Source organism: Cellulomonas sp. Leaf334 (genome assembly GCF_001424195.1).
Lineage (GTDB): Bacteria > Actinomycetota > Actinomycetes > Actinomycetales > Cellulomonadaceae > Cellulomonas.
This window is the reverse complement of sequence record NZ_LMOO01000008.1, coordinates 73207-92986: the sequence shown is the minus strand read 5'-3', so window position 1 is coordinate 92986 and position 19780 is coordinate 73207. Positions and strand designations below refer to the sequence as shown.

Genomic DNA, 19780 nt, shown 5'->3' with positions numbered 1-19780 from the left:
CCGATGTGAGCGCTAACATCCCGGTGCTGCGACGACCATAGGGCGAGGGGGCAATGCCCGGCAAGAGTGGTTTACAACGTTTACCGATGCTGACCGGCCGGTCAGTGCGCGGGCTCGGCCTTCGTGCGCTTCGGGATCAGGTGCATGACGCCCACGACCACGGCACCGACGACGAGCCCGACCAGGGCAGAACCGAGCGTGTCGATGAGCCACGCGAGGAGACCGCCGACGCCCGGGATCCCGGCCACGCCCTCCTCCAGGTGGTGCAGCAGGTCGATCGGCGCGTGCCAGCCGAGCTCGTCGACCCCGGCGAGCAGGATGTGCCCGCCGACCCACAGCATCGCGACGATGCCCACCGTCGACAGCACCGACAGCACCTTCGGCATGGCGAGGACCAGCCCACGGCCGACCGCCGCGACCGCACCGTTGCGCCGCGCCGCGAGGTGCAGCCCGATGTCGTCCATCTTCACGATGAGCGCGACCACGCCGTACACGAGCACCGTGATCGCCACGGCGACGACGGCCAGGATGATCGTGCGGGACAGGAACGGCTCGTCGGCGACCTCGTTGAGGGCGATCACCATGATCTCGGCCGACAGGATGAAGTCGGTGCGGATCGCTCCCCGCACCATCGACTTCTCGGTGTCCTCACCCTGGACGGCCACCGGCGTGGTCGTGTGCTCCTTGGCGTGCCCGGTGATGAGCTCGTAGATCTTCTCCGCGCCCTCGTAGGCGAGGTACGTCCCGCCGACCATGAGGATCGGCGTCAGCAGCCACGGCAGGAACTGGCTGAGCAGCAGGGCCGCCGGGAGGATGAAGAGCAGCTTGTTGCGCAGGGACCCGACGGCGATCCGGCGGACGATCGGGAGCTCTCGCTTCGGCTCGAACCCGTGCACGTAGCGCGGGGTGACCGCCGTGTCGTCGATGACGACACCCGCCGCCTTCGCGCTCGCCCGGCCCGCGGCGGCACCCACGTCGTCGACCGACGCCGCGGCGAGCTTCGCCAGCGCCGCGATGTCGTCCAGAAGCGCGGCCAGACCGCCAGCCATCAGTTCTCCCTCGTCGTCGTGCGCACGGGTGATCCTGACACAGCGAGCGCCTCAGTTCAGGCTGGCGTCCGTCGCGAACGTCGACACGATCGCCAGGTCGCCGCCCTGACGCCTCAGCACCCGCCGCCAGAGCTGCTCCGGCTCCGGCGTCAGCACGTCGTCCGCGACGGCGTCGACCACGTACCAGGCGCGCTCGACGAGCTCGTCCTCCAGCTGGCCGGCACCCCACCCCGCGTGCCCGGCGAACACCCGGACGCCACCCACGTGCGGCGCCACCGACGTCGGCACGGCATCCAGGTCGACCAGGCCGAACCGGCCCGTCAGCCGGTCGACGTCGGGCGACGTGCCGGCACCGCTGGGGAGCGCCGCGACGCCCATCGCACCGTCGAGGCCGACCGGCCCGCCGTGGAACAGCCGCGGTGGTTCGCTGACGATGTCCTGCCAGTCCGGCAGGACGACCCCGACGTCCACCGTCGACGGGCGGTTCAGCACCACGCCGATCGCGCCCTCCGGGCCGTGGTCGAGCAGCAGGATGACCGTCCGGAAGAACGTGGGCTCGCGCAGGCGCGGCGTCGCGACGAGGAGCCGGCCGCGCAGGGCCGCGTCGGTCATCCGGCCACCTCCCGCCGCATGACCACCCGCGGCCGACCGCCGCTGTGCCCCGTCGTCCCCGCCGCCTGCGTGAACCCCGCGGCCTCGAAGAGGCGGCTCGTCCCCACGTAGCCGGAGATGACGTCGACACGGTCACCCTCGTCGACGGTCACCGGGTAGCCCTCGACCACCTCGGCGCCGTGCGCGGCAGCGTGCGCGACCGCGCCCTCCAGCAGCTCGTGCATGACGCCCTGACGCCGGAACGCCGGCCGGACCACGAAGCACACGACGCTCCACGCGTCACGGTCGTCGACGAACGGGATGGTCCGCGAGCTCATCAGCCGCCGGTACGTGCTCCGGGGTGCGACCGAGCACCAGCCCGCCACCTGGCCGTCCACGTACGCCAGCACCCCCGGACCCGGTTCCGTGGCGCACTCGTCGCGCATGTACTGCGCCCGCCCCTCGTTGGGCACACGGCTGTCCCGGTACGCCATGCACCAGCAACCGGCGCCGCCGGGCTTCTTGACGCCGACGACCTCGAAGAAGTCGTCGTACCGCCCGACGGCGGGGAGCACCTCGATGGCCATCCACCCAGGCTACGGAACGCCTCAGACGCGCTCAGACGCCCTCAGGCGCGCTCGGCTGCCTGCTCGTCGATCCTGTGCCGCTCGTCCTGGATCGTCGCGCCGCCCGCGACCAGCCGGGCCTCGTGCGCGCGGAAGTGGTGACCGCAGAACAGCAGGTCGAGCCCGTCGGCCAGCGTCGCCTTCACGTACGCCTGTGCGCCGCAGCGGTCGCACCGGTCCTGACGGGTCAGCTCGGCGGTCGTGGGAAAGTCCATCGTGGCGATCGTCATGTCGAGTACCTCGTCTCGGTGCAGGAGTCGGAGCCGAGGCTCCGTGCGTGCTGCTCATCCGAACCATCGGTCGAGGGCGGACCATTCCTTCGGGGTGTTCGCTCAACGGGGAACTGCTGTACCTGGAAGGGGCGTGAGCGGTCGCCGGAATACCCGGCGACTAGGTGCCGGACCTCTTCGTCGACACCGGGTACGGGGTCGTGCCCTGAGCGAGGGCGTCGGTGAGCTGCTCGATGCGGCGGGCGCGGGTCTCCGGGCGCACCGCGGTCTGGATGCGTGCCAGGAAGGCGAAGCGGTTGCGGCCGTCCAGGGCGGCGAAGACGTCCGTGAGGTTGCGTGCGGCCAGGGCGGCGGCGAGGTCGTCGGGGACCGTCGCCGTGGCCGGGCTGTCGTAGGCGGCGTCCCAGCGGCCGTCCGCCTTCGCCCTGTCCACCTCGGCCAGGCCGGCGGGGCGCATCCGCCCGTCGGCGGTGAGCCGCTCGATCCGGTCGCGGTTGATCTTCGACCAGACGCTCCTCGCGCGCCGCGGGGTGAACCGCTGCACGTACCACTCGTCGTCCAGCCGCCGGGCGATGCCGTCGATCCAGCCGAAGCAGAGCGCCACGTCGACGGCCGTCGTCCAGTCGATCGACCTGACGCCGGTCCCCTTCTTGGCCATCCGCACCCACACGTGCGTGGCGCTCGCGGAGTTCTCGACGAGCCAGGCCTCGAACGCCTCGTCGCCCTCGAAGAACACCGCGTCGGTGTGGTCCATCGACATGGCGGCAGCCTAGAGCTCTGTGGGTGACGGGTCGGTCGGTGCGCCCCGAGGTTGACCGGCTGGAACTCGTCGTCGAGACGGTTGGCGAGAACCAAGACCTCCGCTATTCCGTCGCTTCCGGGGCAGGGCTGCTGTGCTCCTCCAGCCACGTCGCGATCTGCTCGAGGTCGATGTGGTCGCCGCCGACGGCGCGGACAAACTCGTCACCCTCGCCCGGATCGACGGTCAGCCGCAAGCCGTTGAGGCTGTAGAACGCGTCCACCATCGTCCACGACAGCCGCTTGTTGCCGTCCAGGAGCGGGTGCGACCGGTTGATGCCGTCGAGGAGTGCGGCACCCTTCATGTGGATGCCCTCGTACGCTTCGTCTCCCCACACGACGGAGGCCGGACGCGCGAGCGCTGAGTCCAGCGCACCTGCGTCTCGGATGTAGAGCCCCAGCACCTCGCAGACGTACAGGGAATCCTCCATCGTGGGGTACTCAAAGCTGGTCACTTGGCCAGGCGCTCCAGCAGTTCGGCGTTACGCGTCATCGACTCGTCGATCGCCTTCCTGTGCGCGGCACGACGCTCGGCGCGCTGGGCCAGATCGGCCTGCTCGTCCTGCGCGACGAGCGCGTCCCTGTAGAAGCGGACGGAGAGTGCGACCACGTCGGTCATCGTGTGGTTGGTGCGCTCCGCAACTTCACGGAGCAGAGCCTCGTCCGAGGCATCGAGGCGCAGCGTCATGGCCATAGCGGAGACCTTCCTGTTGTCGTTGTTGTTCGTGTTCTCGGTATGTCTGGTGTCAGGTGTTGTTGGTATCTCGCAGACACCACCCTACGAGAGGTATCCCTGAGATACCAGTGATCTCTCACCCACTCACTCGCCCGCCCGCGTGCCGCGGGCTGGGTCGACGCGCTCGAACGGCGCGCGCCCTCCAGGGAGGCAGATCTCTCGGAGCGATATCTCATTCCCTCCGGGAGGCCCCGGACCCCACCTTCACGACCACGCGCTCCGCACGACCGCGGATGCAACCGGGGCGTTCTCCGCGACCGAGTGTGGTGACGGACAGGCCGGACCTCGTGACACCGCGTCGGTCGTGCGGAAGGCGAAACGGTGGCCTGACCTGCACGGACATCGGTGGGCCCCGTGGGGATCGAACCCACAACCCGCGGATTAAAAGTCCGCTGCTCTGCCGATTGAGCTAGAGGCCCGGTGGATGGGGACAAGAACGGGGAGAACCCTCGGGACAGCTCCCGTGTCGTTCGCCCGGTCCGCAGCCCGTCCAAATGCGGGTCTCGCCGGTGCCCGGCGCGACCGACCACGACTCTACGGGAGTCGATCACCTGAGCGATGGCACCTCGGGCATCGCTCCTGTCGCTACGTGGTCAGCTCCCGTCGTCGCTACGGTGCGCCAGTGGCAACGCCCTCTCGAGCGTGGATCGGTCGGCGATCCGGAGCTCGAGGTCGCCGGTGCCGACGTGTCCGATCAGGCGGCCGCGGGGTTGAGCTCGGCCGTGGTGACCTCACTGGCGCTCACGGACCAGCTGGTGAGGATCCTGCCGTACGCGCCGCTGTCGATGAGCTGCTGCACGGCCTTCTGGATCGCGTCCGTCAGCGCCTGGTCGTCCTTCGAGACGGCGATGCCCTGGGGGGCGATGGCGAACGGCTCGCCGAGCTGCTCGAGCCGGCGCGACGTCTGGACCGCGTAGGCGATGATCGGAGAGTCCGCGTACATGACGTCGGCCTTGCCATCGACCAGAGCGCTGGTCGCTCCCGTCTGCGTGTCGAACGAGAGCCGCCTGATCGACTGCTTGCCGGCGCTCTCGCACTCCTCCGCGAGCGTGTCGAGCTCCTCCTCCTGGATCGTGCCGGCCTGGACGGCGACGGTCACGCCGCACAGGTCGTCGGGGGAGATCTCCTGAGGGTTCCCCTTCTCGACGGCGAAGGCCTCGCCGGCCTCGAGGTACTGGACCATGTTCACCTGCGCCACACGCTCAGCATTGATGGTGAACGACGAGATGCCGACGTCGTACGTCGAACCGACGGCCGGGATGATGCTGGAGAAGTCAGCCGTCCGGACGTCTGCCTTCAGCCCGAGCACGATGGCGATGGCGTTGGCGAGGTCGACGTCGTAGCCGACGGGCGTGATGCCATCGACGTCCAGGAACTCGGCCGGCGCGTACGAGGTGTCCGCCCCGACGACGAGCGTGCCGCTGCTGGCGATCCCCCGGGGCAGCAGGGCCGCGATGCTGTCGACCTTCACGATGGCGCTCGGGCTGAGCGAGCTGCCATCGTCCGGCAGCGCGAGGGCGTTCGAGCTCCCGCTGTCACCGCCGCAGCCGGTGAGGAGCAGGGCGGACACGGCAGCGAGGGCTGCGGTCGCGAGGACGAGACGAGGAATACGCACAGGGGACCTCTCGCGGCGCCGGGGTGGAGCACCGTCTGGTTCTCGGCTGGGGCCGCGGACTCAGCACCGATCAGGTGCCGCGCACGTGGGAGAGCAATCGCGCGATCGTACGGTGCGGAGGCCCTTACCACACAATCAGACAATTCGGCAAGGCGTCAGGGTTCGGCGGTGCGAATCCGCTCCTCGGGCCTGATCTCGCTGACGTGTACCGGCGCGTTGCTGCCCCGACCGGGGCGCGCGGGTGAACCTCGCCAGGACCCGGGCGTCCCGACCTGTCGCCTCCGCTACGGTGCGGCGGGTGAGTGAGCAGACAGGACCCGAGCCCGGCGGGACGCCGTTCGCCCCGCCGGGAGGCCCTCGCCCGGCGGTCGACGCCGGACGGTCGGCGGACGAGCACCGCCCTCCGGCGAGGGGGACGTCTCCGTACGCCCTGCCGACCACGGGGGAGGCGACGCCCTTCGCCCCGCCCGCCGTACCCCAGCCGGCCCTGGGATACCCGCCCTACGGCCAGGCCGGCCCGTACGCCCAGCCGGGCCCGTACCCGCAGGCCGACGCTTACGGTCCGGCCGTCCCGATCGCGCAGCCACCCGTGTACGGCGCGCCCGCTCCCTACGGCGCGCCCGTCCCGTACGGAGCGCCACCGCCGTCCTACGGGGTTCCCGGCGCCTACGGCGGTCCGCCGCCGTACGGCACGCCCGGCTTCCCGGGGGCGCCCTTCGGGTACGGCGGCGTCGTCGAGCCGCCGACGGACGGTCTGGCGATCGCCTCGCTCGTGACCAGCGTCGCGGGTCTGCTGGTCCTCGCGGGGATTCCGGGGCCCGTCGGTCTGGGCCTGGGGATCGGTGCGTTGCGCAGGATCCGGCGGCGCGGCACGAAGGGCCGCGGGATGGCGATCGCCGGTGTGGTCGTCGGTGCGGTCAGCACTCTCGTGTGCATCGGCTGGGTGTGGCTCGCGATCTGGGCGTCGTCGAACCCGAGCGCTGTCGGCGGCCTGCCGTACGAGGACGAGCTTCCCGACTACACGCTGCGCTCGGACCTCGTCGTCGGCGACTGCCTGCGCGAGTACCCGGGGTCGTGGGACCTCGGCACGGCCGACCCGGTGGACTGCGGCGAGGCGCACGCGCTGGAGATCGTCGCGGTCCTGCCCATGTCGGCTCCGGTCGACGCGTTGGCGGACCCGTCGGACGCCGGGTACGACCGCGGGTTCGCGCAGTGCACGGCGACGATCGAGCGCGCGGCGCCGGGTCTGCTCGACGAGTGGGTCGTCTGGACGGACGTGAGCTTCCCGCACCCGGACGACTGGTCGACGGGTGCGACGACGGCGTACTGCGCGGTGGGGACCGACTACCCGGAGCTGCGAGGCTCGGTGCTCGACGGCACGGTCACGGGACCGGAGTAGTCGACGGCATGCGTCGGCACGATCGCCCGTGAGCGACGCCGACGATCTCGAGCTGGGCCGCTCCCCGTGACTGGCTCCCGTGGACCGCGTCGATGTAGCCGTATTTCCACGGGCGGTCGCTTTTGTGTGGATGTCGGTCAGGTTGTAGAGGAAATGTGAAGCCGCCGAACTGACGATTCTTTTGTCGGGCCGGCCGACGCCGAGGATATTGTCCCGATCGCCGTCGCGGCTGCGTCGCCTTCGCCCGCGGTCGGGCCTCGGGGGACGATCTCCCTGGTCACGACGGTGTCTCGGTCTGCGGAGGGCACGCCCATCCGTTACCCGAACGGGACGTTCACGTGACCGTGTCGTGCTGGTCCCGGACCCCGCCGACCGCCACGCTTCAGTCCTCGAACAATGGAGGCAGCGATGCGCGCTCGGTCATTGATGGGTGCCCTTTTCACGGCGAAGGCGCGTGGTCGCGAAAAGGCGCCGACGCGCGTCGTCGCTGCTGTGGCTGCGGTTGCGGTCGTCGGCGCGCTCGCCGCCTGCAGCGGCGCGGACGGCATGAGTGACGCCTCCTACCACGAGGGCATCGCCTACGACGGCTCCGTCCCCCCGGAGCAGTGGCGCGACGTCCCGGTCGACGAGCAGGAGGAGTACGACGACTCCCCGGAGCAGTCGTTCCAGGACGTGACGACGAGCCCGCTGTCGACGTTCGCCTCCGACGTCGACACCGCGTCGTACAGCAACCTGCGCCGCCAGCTGCGGCAGGGCGTCGCGCCGGAGGGCGTCCGGATCGAGGAGCTGGTCAACTACTTCGACTACGACTACCCGACGCCGGACGGGGATGCGGAGGACCCGTTCACCGTCACGACGCAGATCGCGGAGTCGCCGTGGTCACCCGACCACCAGCTGGCGATGATCGGCGTGCAGGCGACGGCCGCGAAGCCGACCAGCCAGGGCAACAACATCGTCTTCCTGCTCGACGTGTCCGGCTCGATGGACGAACCGAACAAGCTGCCGCTGCTCGCCGACTCGTTCGAGCTGCTGGTCGAGCAGCTCGACGAGGACGACACGGTCTCGATCGTGACCTACGCCGGAAGCGACCAGGTGCTCGCCGACTCCGTGCCGGGCGACCGGCGCGGCGAGCTGGTGGAGATCCTGCGCGAGCTGCAGGCGGGAGGATCCACCGGCGGCGCGCAGGGCCTGCAGACCGCCTACGAGCTGGCGGCGGAGAACTTCGTCGACGGTGGGAACAACCGGGTCATCCTGGCGACCGACGGCGACTTCAACGTCGGCCCGTCCACCCCCGAGCAGCTCACCGACCTGATCGAGGACCACGCGAAGTCAGGGGTCTACATCTCGGTGCTCGGGTTCGGGATGGGGAACCTCAAGGACAACACGATGGAAGCCATCGCCGACCACGGCAACGGCAACTACGCGTACATCGACACCCTCGACGAGGCGCGCAAGGTCCTGGTGGACGAGTTCGACTCGACGATGTTCGTCGTCGCCCAGGACCTCAAGGTCCAGGTCGAGTTCAACCCGGCGACCGTCGCCGAGTACCGGCTGCTGGGCTACGACAACCGGCGCCTGGAGGACGAGGAGTTCGACGACGACACCAAGGACGCCGGCGACGTCGGAGCCGGGCACGCCGTCACGGCGTTCTACGAGCTGGTCCCGGCTCGTGAGGGGGCGCCGGTCGACGACCTGGACTACCAGGACGTCGAGTCCGGGCAGTCCACCGACTTCCTGACCGTGCACGTCCGCTACAAGCAGCCGGGCGCCGGCACCAGCACCGAGGTCGTCTTCCCCGCCCGGGCGAGCGTCTTCACCACCAGGCCGACGAGCGACTTCAGGTTCGCGTCGGCTGTCGTCGAGTTCGCCCTCGCGGTGACCGGCTCCCCGCACGCCGAGGACGCCAGCCCCACCCGGGCCCGCGAACGCGCCGAAGCCGCCCTCGGCGAGGACTCCTACGGCCTGAGGTCGGAGTTCGTCGGCCTGATCGACACCTACCAGGAGCTCGCGGGCTGACCCGCAGGTGGGCCGCCGGTCAGCTCGTCGGCATCGCGACCGGCCGGGACGGCTGCGTCGAGGCGTCCAGAAGCAGCCGGTCGCCCAGCGGTTCGTCCAGCTCGACCGCGAAGGGGGTCGGCGGGTTGGACTGGCAGTCGTGGCCACCGTCCCGAGGGGTGACCGTGACGACCAGCTCGACGGCGGTGTCCGTCTCGCGCAGGCTCTCCAGCTCGATGCGACCGTCGGCGTCCTCGCCGCTGTTGCACGCCGTCTCGGTGACCAGGAGGGCGACCGTGGCCGAGCCTGGGCTCGGGGGTTCGGCCGGGTCGAGCGTCACACCGGCGGCGCCTGCGGACGAGCCCGATCCGGCGACGGCGCACCCGGCGAGCAGGGCGACGACGGCGACCAGCGAGCCACCGCGGGTGCGTTCACCGTTCGTCGTCATCGAGGCCTCCTGCGGGCAAGGATGCCGGTCGGCGGCGCCACGCGGGGCTGGTTCCCAGGTCACGCCTCGATGTCGACCTACCTGACGTCCTCGAACCGCCGTCGCCCGGCGCTCGGCTCTGCCGGCGGCGTCGCGACGATCACGCCCGACGGGTACGTGGCCGCGACCGACTGACGTCAGGGCACCACCGTGATCCGGTTCTGCGGTCCCGGCCCGACGGGTCCGGCGGCGACGTAGGCCGCGAGCGAGTCGACGTCGAAACCGGGTGCGGTCACACGGTCGGTGGCGACGGCGAGGTTCGTGAACCCGTCACCGCCGTTCGCGAGGAAGTCGTTGGTGCTCACGCGATACGTCCCGGCAGGGTCGAGCGGGACGCCGTCCAGCGTCATCGCGCCGACCCGGCTCCCGAGGGGCGCCGACGCGGTGTAGGTGTACGTGAACCCGTCGGACACCTGCAGGATCCTGGTCGTCGACTGCCCGGCGTAGCCCGCGAACTGCTGCTCGAGGACCTCCTTGAGCTGGGCGCCGGTGAGCGTCACCGTGACCACCAGGTTGTTGAACGGCTGGACCGTGAACACCTCGCCGTAGGTCACCTGCCCGGGCGCCTCACCGCCCGGTGAGGCGGTGAAGATCAGGTCCGCGCGGATGCCGCCGGGGTTCATCAGGGCGAGCTGGGCCCCGGCCGACGAGGTGTAGGCGACCATGCCGTCGGCGATGACGTCGCCCAGCGCGCTCTCTCCTGCCGGGGTCACGGCCCGGGCGATGTCGGCGGAGATCGAGCCGACGACCCGGTTGGCCAGGGGCGCCACCGCGGTGCGGTACTTGTCCGCGATGACCTTGGCCTGCGGGTCGACCGTGGCGGGGTTCCGCACGAACACGCCGGGAGAGGACTGCTGCCAGGTGCCGTCCGGGTTCTTGACGCCGTTCTCGACGATGATGTTGTGCGCGTCGGCCGCGACGATCTTCTTCGTGTGCTTGTCGAGCGTCATGCTGATGTCCGTCAGGACCGTCCCGTTGCTCCCTGCGCTGGTCACGACGGTGCTGGCCCCGGACGAGTTCGGCAGCGCACAGCTGTAGGCACGGTGCGTGTGGCCGCTGACGACCACGCCGTACGCCGGGTCCAGCTGCGACACGATGCCGGTCACGGCGCCCGAGAAGCCGCTGCAGCCGCTGGGGTCCGGTGCCGCGCCGGTCTGCTGGCCGCCCTCGTGCAGGAGCAGGACGATCGACCGCACGCCGTGGTGTCGCAGCTCGCGGGCGTACCGGTTGGCCGTCTGCGCCTCGTCGAGGAAGTTCACGCTCGCGATCCCGGCCGGGTTCACGATGCTCGGGGTGCCTTCGAGCGTCATCCCGACGAAGCCGACCTTCACGCCGCCGACCTTCTCGATCGTGTACGGCTGGAGGATGGGCCGCTTGCTCCTCCTGTCGACGACGTTCGCCGCCAGGATGGGGTAGTCCGCCCCGGCGAACCCGTCGCCGTCCAGGCAGCCGTCGACCGGGTGGCACCCGCCGTTCTGCAGGCGGAGCAGCTCCGTGACGCCCTCGTCGAACTCATGGTTCCCGACGCTCGTGACGTCCAGGCCCAGGCTGTTCATCTCGTCGACGGTCGGCTCGTCGTGGAACGCCGCACTGACCAGCGGGCTCGCGCCCACGAGGTCCCCGGCCGCCACGGTGAAGCTGTGCGGCGACTCCTGCTCCTGCTGGGCGCGCAGGGCCTTGACCGCGGTCGCGAGGTACTCGACGCCGCCCGCGGGGGTGCCGTTGACCAGCCCGCCGCTGCCCGTCGGTGGGTCGATGGCGCCGTGGAAGTCGTTGAACGCGATGAGGTTGACGGTCACCGACTTCGAGGGCTTCGGAGGCTTCGGAGGCTTTCCGTGCGCCTCGGCAGCGGCGGCGCTGGTCACGACCAGGGCCAGGGCGGCGACGAGCGCAGCAGCGCCCTGTGGCCGGCGACGGATCTGCATGGGGGCTCCTCGGTCGCGCTCGGACAACCAGCCACCTTGCCCCGTATGGACCGGTTTGGGAAGAGCGCATCATGGAGGTGTGCTCCTCGACCAGCGCACCGCCGACGGGATCCGCCGCGGAGAGGTGACCCTGGCGTTCCGACGGTGGTCGAGCCCACGCGTCACGCCGGGCGGCTCGTTCCTGTCGTCCGTCGGTGTCGTGCTCGTCGGCGCCGTCGACGAGGTCGGCGGCGCGACGCCCGACGAGGCGCGCGCGGCAGGGGCGTCGTCGGTGGACGAGGTGGTCGGCGGCCGGACGGAGCTGCCGCTGTTCCGGATCGGGCTGTCGTGGGGTGGCCCCGACCCGCGTGACGCGCTCTCCGCCGACACGACGTTCACCGCGCAGCAGCTGGCGGACCTCACGGCCAGGCTCGCCCGCTGGGACGCGCGGACGCCGTGGACGCGGCAGACCCTCGAGCTGATCCGCGACCGCCCGGCGACCCGCGCCCCGGACCTCGCCGCGTCGCTGGGCCGGGAGACCGCTTCGTTCAAGCGGGACGTGCGCCGGCTCAAGGAGCTCGGCCTGACGCACAGCCTGGAGGTCGGGTACCGGTTGTCCCCGCGGGGGCGGGCGTACCTGGACCGTGTCGGTGGCGGTGACGTCGGCGTTCTGACCAGGTCACCCGTCGAGCGACCCGTGCCGGAACACCCGCCAGACGGTCGGCAGCATCCGCTTCCGCGGGACGCCACGCAGGATGCGGGTGATCTGCGTGCCCGCGACGAGCGCTCCCAGGCCGCCGACGACGGTCTGGACGACGACGAGGCCGATCACTACCTTCTCGACGTCGAGCCCGAAGGCCTCGGCGATGACCGGTGCAGCGAGCCACACGGGGATCCACCAGAGCAGGATCAGGAACACGCCCGCGCGCAGGCGGGTCGGTGAGATCGGCGCTCGCGGCTCCCCGTCCATCGTGGTCGACTCTGGCACGACCGTCAGTGGTCGGTCCGCGGAGGCGCGGCCGGCAGGCGCACCACGACGCGCAGGCCCCCGGTGGCCAGCGGGGTCAGGACGAGGTGCCCGTCGTGCGCCCGGACGATGCTGTCGACGATCGCCAGCCCGAGGCCGACACCCGCCTGGTCCCCGTGCACGCGTGCCGTGCCGCGCTGGAACGGTTCGACGAGGGTCGCGACCCGCGCCGGGTCGAGCGTCTCGCCGGTGTTCTCGACGGTGACGACGACGGAGCCCTTGAGCACGCCCGTCCTGACCTGCACCGTCCCGCCCGCCGGGAGGTTGTGGACGATCGCGTTGTGCACGAGGTTCGTGACCATCTGCAGCAGGAGGGCCCGTGACCCGACGGCGGGCGTGACGTCCCCCGAGGTCTCGATGCTCACGCCGCGCCCCTCCGCGAAGGGCAGCAGCGTCTCGGCGGCCTCCTCCGCCAGGAGCGACAGGTCGACGCGCTCGCGGAGGAAGGACCGCTGGTCGGCGCGGCTGAGCAGCAGCAGAGCCTCGGTGAGGTCGATCGCGCGGGCGTTGACCGCGTGCAGGCGTTCGACCAGCTCACCGGGGTCGTGCGGGGGGTCCTGGCGGGCGACGTCGAGGAGGGCCTGGGTGGTCGCCAGCGGGGTGCGCAGCTCGTGGGATGCGTTGGCGGCGAACCGGCGCTGCTCGGCGACGTGCGCCTCGAGCCGGTCGAGCATCGCGTCGACGGTGTCGGCGAGCTCGCGGAGCTCGTCCCGTCGGCCGGGCAGCCGGATCCGGTGCGAGAGCGAACCGCTCCCGGCCGTGCGGGTGACCTCGGTGATGCGCTGCAGCGGCGCGAGCATCCGGCTGGCGAGGAGCCACCCGCCGACCAGCCCGAACACTGCGAGGAACGCGAGCATGAGGGCTGCCTTGGGGGCGAAGGCGCGCCACAGGTCACGGCGGCCGGGGATGAACAGACCCGGTCCGCCGGGCGCGTCGTCCCCGGACACCGTGACGGCCTGGTCGGGGACGTACCGCAGCAGGAACACCCACACGACCGCGATGAGCAGGACCCCCGCGACCAGGAGGAACCCCGCGTAGCTGAGGGTCAGCTTGAGGCGGACGCTCAGACCGGGCTCCCTATCCACGCGGGTCCGCCTCGATGCGGTACCCGGCGCCGGGGACCGTGGAGATGAGCCAGGGCTCGCCGAGGCGCTTGCGCAGCAGGGACACGGTGATCCGCACGGCGTTCGTGAACGGGTCGGCGTTCTCGTCCCACGCCCGTTCGAGGAGCTCCTCCGCGCTGACCACGCCGCCGTCGGCCGCGACGAGGACCTCGAGGACGGCGAACTGCTTGCGGGTCAGCGGGACGTAGCGGCCGTCGCGGTAGACCTCGCGGCGGAACGGGTCCAGCCGTAGGCCGGCGATCTCGTGCACGGGCGGCCGGTGGTGGGCGCGCCGCCGGTCGAGCGCCCGCAGCCGGAGCACGAGCTCGCGCATGTCGAACGGCTTGGTGAGGTAGTCGTCGGCGCCGAGCCCGAAGCCCGAGGCCAGGTCGTCGAGCCGGTCGGCGGCGGTGAGCATGAGGATCGGTGTCCCGCGTCCGGACGCGACGATGCGCTCGGCGACGACGTCCCCGGACGGTCCGGGGATGTCGCGGTCGAGGACGGCGAGGTCGTAGGCGTGGACGTCGAACAGCTCCAGGGCGGTGTCCCCGTCCCCGGCGATGTCGGCGGCGATGGCCTCGAGCCGCAGTCCGTCGCGGATGGCCTCGGCCAGGTAGGGCTCGTCCTCGACGATCAGCACACGCACTCTCTCGACTCTACGAGCAGCCACCTATCGTCGGGATATCGAGATCTCCCTACGCGACGGCAACACGCGGTCGCGTTGGCTGGGGCGATGTCCTCCTCCACCCGTACCCGGTCCGCCGTGGTCGCCCTGGCGTTCGCCGGTGTCGTGGCCGCGGGCGTCGGGCTTCTCGACGACGGGCCGTCGGCGGCGCCCCGCGGCCAGGCGGCCGTCCCACCGCCTCCGCCATCTGCCGTCGCCCCGGTCGACGACCCCGGTCAGCTCGGTGCCGACGGCAGCGTCCCCGACGGCGTGACGGTCTTCGACGACGACGTCCCGGCCGTCACGAACCTCGACGGCGCACTGCTCGACGCGCTCCGCCGCGCCGCGACCGACGCGACGGGTGACGGGGTCGCGTTCGTCGTCAACAGCGGTTGGCGCTCCGCGGAGTACCAGGACCGCCTCCTGCAGGACGCCGTCGTTCAGTACGGCTCGGCGCAGGAGGCCGCGCGCTGGGTGGCGACGGCAGAGACGTCCCCGCATGTGCGGGGGGACGCGGTCGACGTGGGACCGTGGGCAGCCACGGCGTGGCTGTCGGAGCACGGCGCCGGGTACGGGCTGTGCCAGGTCTACGGCAACGAGCCCTGGCACTACGAGCTGCGTCCCGACGCCGTCGGCGCCGGCTGCCCCGCGATGTACCCCGACCCGACGCACGACCCGAGGATGGCGCAGTGACCAGCACGGAGGTGGCGCAGCCGCCCCGACGGACCTCGGAGGCCGCCACCCGCCTGCTCCTCCTCTCCGTCGTCTACCTCGTCCTGCTCGCGTGGGCCGTGCTGTGGAAGCTCGAGGTCCCGTGGGTCGGTGAGGCGGGGATGCGGGTCGTCAAGCTCGTCCCGTTCGCGGCGACGAGCAGCGCGGGTGCCAGCACGCCCTTCGACGTCGTCGTGAACGTCGCGCTCTTCGTCCCCCTCGGCCTCTACCTCGGTCTGCTCGCGCCGTCGTGGCGGTGGTGGCGGGTCGCGGGCGTGGCGGCCGCCGTGAGCCTGGGTCTCGAGGTCGCCCAGTACGTCCTGGCGGTCGGGAGCTCCGACCTGACGGACGTCGTCGTCAACACCGCCGGCGCCCTGGTCGGGCTCGGCCTCCTCGCGCTCGTGCGCCGCAGGCACGAGGAGCGCGCCGCCGCGGTCCTGACACGCAGGTGCGCGATCGCGACGGTGCTCGCCGTGCTCGCGTGCGCGCTGGTCGTCGCCTCGCCGGTGCGGTACGCAGCCCCGGAGGACGTGCGGTGCGACCGCGTCACGGGGCGGTGCGGGCCGCCCCTAGAGGAACTCGAGCCTCGCGATGCGCTGGGCCTTGGGTAGCAGCCCCTTGTGGACCTGGTCCAGCACCCACAGGACGGGCATCAGGACCTCGACGAGGCTCGCCGACTCCTGCCAGGTCACCGTGGGCGGTCCGGACGGCGAGCGCGGGTGCCCGGGGACCGGCCGCAGCGTGTGGGTGACGACGGGGGAGCGGTCGCCGTCCCGCGTGAGCTCCATGCGGTCGGCGATCAGCGCTCCGGCAGGACGCCACCGCCAGGTCCGGTCCTGCGGTCCGGCCACGCGGAACGCCCACCGGTCGCGACCGCTGCGCTCCCGGGTGACCTCCACGGTCTCGCCCAGGACGGACAGCGGCATCACCGTGTAGTCCCACACGAACGTGTCCTGACCGGTCCGGACCCCTTCCGCCTTCCCGGACGCGACCTCGGCCCCGGCCACCGAGCACGCCAGGACGCGACCGAGCCGCCAGTGCACGTCGACGTGGTGGCCGGCGACGTCCAGGTCGCACCGGTGCACGTGCGGGGCCGTCGCGGGGGTGCCCTGGAACTGCAGGTGGGTCAGGGCGTCGACGACCTCGGCCGTCCCGGCCGCGCCGAGCGGCGCCCAGACGTCGAGCCGGGTCACCGCGGGCGGTTCGCTTCGGCGCGCGCGTCCTCCTCGCGCTGCGCGGCCCGGCCGGCCTCGCCCCGCACGCGCGACGCCTCCTCGCGCAGGCTGCCTGCCGACGAGCGGGCGGCGCTGCGCCACTGGTCGAGCGCGCCGCGCACGTCGTCCGCGTTGGAGCACTCCCACTCCGGCGAGCGAGGCACCCCCCACGCGACGTCGACGCAGGTCTCGACGTCGTCGGCGAGCGCGTCGAGGTCCCGCGCCTTGGCGTACAGGTCCGCTGACGTCATCGTGTCCTCCTCAGAACCAGTTCATGGGGTTGAGGTCGGACTCCTTGATGTCGTCCAGCCGGTCCCCGGCCCAGTCGGCGGCGTCGTCCGCCCGGTCGCCCACCCAGTCCGCGGCGTCGTCGACCGCGGCGGTGATGTCGTCCCAGTGCTCGACGACCTCCGCCCCGGCCCAGACCAGCCCGGTCACGGCGACGAGCCCCAAGGTGACCGGGTTGGGGGCGATGAGGGCGGCGGTCATCGAGGCGTTGAAGGCGGTCTCGGCGTACTCGCCGATGACGTGCGCCTTGCCCTCGGTGCCGCCGTTCTCCCACAGGTCGGCGTTCTCGTCCCAGTTGTTGACGAGGCCGACGACCCCGTCGACGGTGGCCAGACCGCTGCCGGCGACACCCAGGACGCGCAGCGCACCGGCGCTGGACACCATGGTGCGCAGCCCGGACTGGTTCGCCATCGTCAGGAGGTTGCCCGCGCCGCGCCCGTAGGTGACGCCCGTGACCGTGTTCGTCCAGGGGCGCCCGAAGACGTTGTTGCCCCAGCCGGCGAGCCGCGTCGCCAGCTGCCCGGTGCTCGTCGTCTGCAGGATCGACGACACCCACGTCGTGCTGGCGACGCCCGGGCGGGACGTGAGCAGCTTGGCCAGGAGGGTCGGCTTCACCTGGCCGGCGACCTCGTACGGCTTGACCGCCTGGGACGTGCGCAGCACCCAGGAGTCGAAGTCCTCGACCGTCGACGCGGTGCGCAGCAGGAGCTTCTGCGTCAGGTTGGGGACGAAGGCGCCCGGGCGGGTGAACTGGGTCTTGCCGTTGATGTAGTTGGAGTCGGCCGCGTTGAGCGCACCGCTGAGCCAGTTCGCGAGGCCCGGGCGGCCGGACGCGACCAGGGCGTTGAGCCCGGGGTCCACGATGCCGCGCTGCGCCATCCACCGGACGAGCGCGGGGCCACCCTTGAGGATGATCTGGGAGACCGCGGCGGTGGTGCCGGCGCTGGCGACGACGAGGTTCTGGACGTCGTTGTAGGCGTCGACGAGCTTCTCGGCCTGCTCCGCGTCGCTCATGCCGGTGAGCTTCTGCAGGGCCCGGGCCTGGAGCTCCTCGAACCACTCGCTGAGGTTGGCCGGGTCCCCCGTCCAGGCGTCCGCGGGCGTGTCGGCGACCTCGAGCGCGAGCGCGGCGTCCTCGATCCGCATCGACTGGCCGGCGATCTCGAGCGCCTGGTCGCCGGACATGCGGACCCCGGCGAACGAGGGGTTCGCCTGGGCCATCTGCTCCAGGACACCGATGCGGGCCTGCAGGTCCCGGGCGGTGTCCGTGGCCCACTGGTCCGCCCCGCGCAGACCGGCGAGGTCCGTGCCTGCGCCCAGGGCAGCGGCGCGGGAGAACAGGTCGGGGAGGGCGTAGGACAGGTCGTCCAGGGCGATGACCGTCGCCGCCAGGACGTCCTTGTCGACCTTGACGGTCACGGGGCGGGGACCCGGTCGAGCACCGCCCGCAGGTCCGCCGACGACGGCAGCAGACCGGCGAGCAGCTTCCACGCGTCGCCGCCGGTGACGGGCCGGAAGTGGGCAGGGGTGTCGGGAGTGATGTCCTCGGCACGCAGCGGCTCGGCCGGCTGCTCCCGGACCCAGTAGCCGCCCGGCCCGCAGTCCCACAGCACCAGGCCGCGGGCGTCCGTCGCGATGTCCGGACCCCACACCAGCGTCACCCGGGAGGTCGACTCCAGGAACGACAGCGTCGCCATCAGCATCGTGCGGTCCTGGTCGGCGAGGTCGGCGCCGAAGAACCGCTCCAGCTGCGCGGTCGCCACGATCCGGGTGGGCTCCCACGCCTCCTCGGACAGCGCCATCGTCTGCACGACGGCGTCGATCGCCCGCAGCGGGACCGTGAACGGCGTCGCGACCCGCGGCACCTCGCGGCGCCGCAGCCCGACCAGCCGCGCGAGGATCCACAGGATCTGCGGGAGCTCGTCCTGGCTGTACACCGTCGACCCGCCCTGCGGCCACGGGTCCGTGTACCAGACCGTCTCCTCGCGCACGGCGAGCAGCGCGTTCGCGGCACCCTGGGGGCCGGCGGTCTCGACGGCGCACTCGATCATCGGCTCCGAGACGGTCTGCACCAGGTCGAGCACGAGCGGCGCGATGGCGCCGTCGGCGTCGACGATCCCGGCCTCGACGAGCGCCTGCCGTGCCTCGTCCGCGACGGGCTCGGCGTTGTGGACCAGCCGCAGCGTCTCGAACTCGTCGTCGCTCAGCGAGATCCGTCGCCGCACCACATCCAGCTGCGCCATGCTCAAGGTCTCCTCGGGGGTGTCGGTTGCCGGGCGAAACCCTACCGGGCGCGCGCGGCCCGGACGGGGTCGGCGGTCCGTGTCAGGGCGCGTCCGCGCGGAACGGCACCAGGGCCTCCTCGAGGGCCGCGCGCAGCGCCTCCGGGTCCTTCGCCTGCACCAGCTTCGTCTGGCCGTCACGCATCGTGAGGCCCACGACGTGCGTGCCCATGGCCTGCGCGTACGCGCCGCCGATGATCTTCCCCGAGAGCGCCTCTCCCGGCTTCGAGACGCCCCACGGGTGGAGGTCCGCGAGCGGCACCCGGGCCCGCCCGACGCGCAGCAGGGTGTCCGTGAGCGTGATGTTGCCGTACCGCCCGGTGCTCCACAGCGTGATCGCCGCGATGACACCGAGCATGCCCACGATGGTCGTCGGCATCCACGGGGAGCTCGTGTCGACGAGGAACAGGCCGAGCCACGCGACGACGCAGATGCCGAGGAGGACGAGCCACGCGCGACGGCTGGGGGACCGTTCCTGGTACCGGATCACCCGGGCATCCTAGGACGCACGAGACAGGAGGCGAGCCGGTCCCGCCGTGCCGTGGGTCGTGCCGGCCGACCCGCGCACCCGATATACCCGCGATGTCCGTATCACGCCCTCCTGCCGACCCCTCCTCCCGTGCGAACGGCCCGGCCCGGGTCGTCCGCCCGACGCCGCGCGGCGCCGGACCTCTGGAGGGGGAGCCATGGGTTTCTACGTGAAGGACCTGTACGTGCAGCGCGTGCCGAAGTTCCAGTGGCACGACAAGCTGACCAACCCGCCGACGATCCCCGAGACGTCGCCGATCATCCACATCGCGGCGCTGTCGCCGCAGATCGCCCAGATCCGTGCCGGTGGCGGCGGGGGCGGGGTCTTCCTGCCCAGCGACGAGAACACGCTCTACACGATCCCGTCGTGGCTCACGCCGGTCGTGAACCCGGCCGGGCGTCTCGCGGAGGCCGACCTGCACGTCGTCCGGGAGAGCCTCGCCGCCAGCCTGAGGGCCGTCGAGCAGACGATCGACGCACTGCAGGGCAGCGCGGAGGACATCGCGTACGCCCAGTCCGTGCTCAAGGGCTGA

The 19780-nt window shown here is 71.8% G+C and carries 23 protein-coding genes and 1 tRNA gene; 6 read left to right on the top strand and 18 right to left on the bottom strand.

What is annotated here, in order from left to right; genetic code table 11:
* Nucleotides 1-101 precede the first annotated feature (101 nt).
* The 9 genes from ASF78_RS18540 to ASF78_RS18500 form a co-directional block, all read right to left on the bottom strand.
* A complete protein-coding gene (locus tag ASF78_RS18540) occupies nucleotides 102-1049 on the bottom strand; it encodes a DUF808 domain-containing protein (protein WP_056593079.1) in 948 nt (315 codons plus the stop codon).
* Between the two features lie 51 nt (nucleotides 1050-1100).
* Nucleotides 1101-1661: a YqgE/AlgH family protein gene (locus ASF78_RS18535; RefSeq protein WP_056593078.1), complete on the bottom strand. Its 561-nt coding sequence runs from the start codon at nucleotides 1659-1661 to the stop codon at nucleotides 1101-1103.
* Nucleotides 1658-2227 carry a GNAT family N-acetyltransferase gene (locus ASF78_RS18530; protein ID WP_056593074.1) on the bottom strand — a complete coding sequence of 190 codons (570 nt, stop codon included), beginning with the start codon at nucleotides 2225-2227 and terminating at the stop codon, nucleotides 1658-1660. Before ASF78_RS18530 ends, ASF78_RS18535 begins: the two co-directional genes overlap by 4 nt.
* 41 nt (nucleotides 2228-2268) lie before the next feature.
* The gene (locus ASF78_RS18525; protein ID WP_082495189.1) at nucleotides 2269-2496 is read right to left on the bottom strand and encodes a hypothetical protein; all 228 of its coding nucleotides are present in this window, start codon (nucleotides 2494-2496) and stop codon (nucleotides 2269-2271) included.
* A 160-nt stretch (nucleotides 2497-2656) separates the two neighbouring features.
* Entirely contained in the window at nucleotides 2657-3256 is a 600-nt protein-coding gene (locus ASF78_RS18520; protein ID WP_056593072.1) for a YdeI family protein, read from the bottom strand.
* Between the two features lie 103 nt (nucleotides 3257-3359).
* A complete protein-coding gene (locus ASF78_RS18515) occupies nucleotides 3360-3725 on the bottom strand; it encodes a type II toxin-antitoxin system death-on-curing family toxin (protein WP_156374237.1) in 366 nt (121 codons plus the stop codon).
* A gap of 20 nt (nucleotides 3726-3745) precedes the next feature.
* Nucleotides 3746-3988, bottom strand: coding sequence for a hypothetical protein (locus tag ASF78_RS18510; RefSeq protein ID WP_056593066.1), 243 nt, complete (start codon nucleotides 3986-3988; stop codon nucleotides 3746-3748).
* A 388-nt stretch (nucleotides 3989-4376) separates the two neighbouring features.
* Nucleotides 4377-4449 (bottom strand) — tRNA-Lys (locus ASF78_RS18505).
* 275 nt (nucleotides 4450-4724) lie between these two features.
* Complete coding sequence (locus tag ASF78_RS18500) at nucleotides 4725-5645, bottom strand: ABC transporter substrate-binding protein (protein WP_056593063.1); 921 nt, start codon at nucleotides 5643-5645, stop codon at nucleotides 4725-4727.
* A gap of 298 nt (nucleotides 5646-5943) precedes the next feature.
* Here ASF78_RS18500 and ASF78_RS18495 point away from each other — a divergent pair, with 298 nt between their 5' ends.
* Nucleotides 5944-7044 (top strand): DUF4190 domain-containing protein, encoded by a 1101-nt coding sequence (locus tag ASF78_RS18495; protein WP_162243377.1) that lies wholly within the window; start codon nucleotides 5944-5946, stop codon nucleotides 7042-7044.
* A 546-nt stretch (nucleotides 7045-7590) separates the two neighbouring features.
* Nucleotides 7591-9060 carry a VWA domain-containing protein gene (locus ASF78_RS18490; RefSeq protein WP_235518700.1) on the top strand — a complete coding sequence of 490 codons (1470 nt, stop codon included), beginning with the start codon at nucleotides 7591-7593 and terminating at the stop codon, nucleotides 9058-9060.
* A gap of 19 nt (nucleotides 9061-9079) precedes the next feature.
* Here the strand turns inward: ASF78_RS18490 and ASF78_RS18485 are convergent, their stop codons facing one another.
* Nucleotides 9080-9487 carry a hypothetical protein gene (locus ASF78_RS18485; RefSeq protein ID WP_056593056.1) on the bottom strand — a complete coding sequence of 136 codons (408 nt, stop codon included), beginning with the start codon at nucleotides 9485-9487 and terminating at the stop codon, nucleotides 9080-9082.
* 176 nt (nucleotides 9488-9663) lie between these two features.
* Nucleotides 9664-11451: a bifunctional UDP-sugar hydrolase/5'-nucleotidase gene (locus ASF78_RS18480; protein ID WP_082495188.1), complete on the bottom strand. Its 1788-nt coding sequence runs from the start codon at nucleotides 11449-11451 to the stop codon at nucleotides 9664-9666.
* Nucleotides 11452-11530: 79 nt separating this feature from the next.
* Between ASF78_RS18480 and ASF78_RS22840 the strand changes: the two genes are divergently transcribed.
* Nucleotides 11531-12373, top strand: a complete 843-nt coding sequence (locus ASF78_RS22840; RefSeq protein WP_200940659.1) for a hypothetical protein — start codon at nucleotides 11531-11533, stop codon at nucleotides 12371-12373.
* A 50-nt stretch (nucleotides 12374-12423) separates the two neighbouring features.
* On the opposite strand, the gene ASF78_RS18470 is transcribed toward ASF78_RS22840, so the two are convergent.
* Complete coding sequence (locus tag ASF78_RS18470; protein WP_056593054.1) at nucleotides 12424-13542, bottom strand: HAMP domain-containing sensor histidine kinase; 1119 nt, start codon at nucleotides 13540-13542, stop codon at nucleotides 12424-12426.
* Nucleotides 13535-14206, bottom strand: a complete 672-nt coding sequence (locus tag ASF78_RS18465) for a response regulator transcription factor (RefSeq protein WP_056593051.1) — start codon at nucleotides 14204-14206, stop codon at nucleotides 13535-13537. Before ASF78_RS18465 ends, ASF78_RS18470 begins: the two co-directional genes overlap by 8 nt.
* An 87-nt stretch (nucleotides 14207-14293) precedes the next feature.
* Here ASF78_RS18465 and ASF78_RS18460 point away from each other — a divergent pair, with 87 nt between their 5' ends.
* On the top strand, nucleotides 14294-14917 hold the full coding sequence (locus ASF78_RS18460; protein WP_056593049.1) for a M15 family metallopeptidase: 624 nt from the start codon (nucleotides 14294-14296) through the stop codon (nucleotides 14915-14917).
* A complete protein-coding gene (locus ASF78_RS18455) occupies nucleotides 14914-15546 on the top strand; it encodes a VanZ family protein (protein ID WP_235518699.1) in 633 nt (210 codons plus the stop codon). Before ASF78_RS18460 ends, ASF78_RS18455 begins: the two co-directional genes overlap by 4 nt.
* Here the strand turns inward: ASF78_RS18455 and ASF78_RS18450 are convergent.
* The 5 genes from ASF78_RS18450 to ASF78_RS18430 form a co-directional block, all read right to left on the bottom strand.
* Nucleotides 15505-16128: a hypothetical protein gene (locus ASF78_RS18450; RefSeq protein ID WP_056593046.1), complete on the bottom strand. Its 624-nt coding sequence runs from the start codon at nucleotides 16126-16128 to the stop codon at nucleotides 15505-15507. The two genes, ASF78_RS18455 and ASF78_RS18450, sit on opposite strands and share 42 nt — an antisense overlap.
* Nucleotides 16125-16400, bottom strand: coding sequence for a hypothetical protein (locus ASF78_RS18445; protein ID WP_056593044.1), 276 nt, complete (start codon nucleotides 16398-16400; stop codon nucleotides 16125-16127). Before ASF78_RS18445 ends, ASF78_RS18450 begins: the two co-directional genes overlap by 4 nt.
* 10 nt (nucleotides 16401-16410) lie before the next feature.
* Complete coding sequence (locus tag ASF78_RS18440) at nucleotides 16411-17856, bottom strand: hypothetical protein (protein ID WP_056593041.1); 1446 nt, start codon at nucleotides 17854-17856, stop codon at nucleotides 16411-16413.
* Entirely contained in the window at nucleotides 17853-18680 is an 828-nt protein-coding gene (locus tag ASF78_RS18435; RefSeq protein ID WP_056593037.1) for a hypothetical protein, read from the bottom strand. Before ASF78_RS18435 ends, ASF78_RS18440 begins: the two co-directional genes overlap by 4 nt.
* An 82-nt stretch (nucleotides 18681-18762) precedes the next feature.
* Complete coding sequence (locus tag ASF78_RS18430) at nucleotides 18763-19209, bottom strand: DUF3093 family protein (protein ID WP_056593035.1); 447 nt, start codon at nucleotides 19207-19209, stop codon at nucleotides 18763-18765.
* A gap of 196 nt (nucleotides 19210-19405) precedes the next feature.
* Between ASF78_RS18430 and ASF78_RS18425 the strand changes: the two genes are divergently transcribed.
* On the top strand, nucleotides 19406-19780 hold the full coding sequence (locus ASF78_RS18425) for a hypothetical protein (RefSeq protein WP_056593029.1): 375 nt from the start codon (nucleotides 19406-19408) through the stop codon (nucleotides 19778-19780).

Coding starts and splice junctions, on each gene's coding strand:
- ASF78_RS18540 (WP_056593079.1), bottom strand. CDS start 1,049: ATGGCTGGCGGTCTGGCCGCGCTTCTGGACGACATCGCGGCGCTGGCG.
- ASF78_RS18535 (WP_056593078.1), bottom strand. CDS start 1,661: ATGACCGACGCGGCCCTGCGCGGCCGGCTCCTCGTCGCGACGCCGCGC.
- ASF78_RS18530 (WP_056593074.1), bottom strand. CDS start 2,227: ATGGCCATCGAGGTGCTCCCCGCCGTCGGGCGGTACGACGACTTCTTC.
- ASF78_RS18525 (WP_082495189.1), bottom strand. CDS start 2,496: ATGACGATCGCCACGATGGACTTTCCCACGACCGCCGAGCTGACCCGT.
- ASF78_RS18520 (WP_056593072.1), bottom strand. CDS start 3,256: ATGTCGATGGACCACACCGACGCGGTGTTCTTCGAGGGCGACGAGGCG.
- ASF78_RS18515 (WP_156374237.1), bottom strand. CDS start 3,725: ATGGAGGATTCCCTGTACGTCTGCGAGGTGCTGGGGCTCTACATCCGA.
- ASF78_RS18510 (WP_056593066.1), bottom strand. CDS start 3,988: ATGGCCATGACGCTGCGCCTCGATGCCTCGGACGAGGCTCTGCTCCGT.
- ASF78_RS18490 (WP_235518700.1), top strand. CDS start 7,591: ATGAGTGACGCCTCCTACCACGAGGGCATCGCCTACGACGGCTCCGTC.
- ASF78_RS18485 (WP_056593056.1), bottom strand. CDS start 9,487: ATGACGACGAACGGTGAACGCACCCGCGGTGGCTCGCTGGTCGCCGTC.
- ASF78_RS18480 (WP_082495188.1), bottom strand. CDS start 11,451: ATGCAGATCCGTCGCCGGCCACAGGGCGCTGCTGCGCTCGTCGCCGCC.
- ASF78_RS18460 (WP_056593049.1), top strand. CDS start 14,294: ATGTCCTCCTCCACCCGTACCCGGTCCGCCGTGGTCGCCCTGGCGTTC.
- ASF78_RS18445 (WP_056593044.1), bottom strand. CDS start 16,400: ATGACGTCAGCGGACCTGTACGCCAAGGCGCGGGACCTCGACGCGCTC.
- ASF78_RS18435 (WP_056593037.1), bottom strand. CDS start 18,680: ATGGCGCAGCTGGATGTGGTGCGGCGACGGATCTCGCTGAGCGACGAC.
- ASF78_RS18425 (WP_056593029.1), top strand. CDS start 19,406: ATGGGTTTCTACGTGAAGGACCTGTACGTGCAGCGCGTGCCGAAGTTC.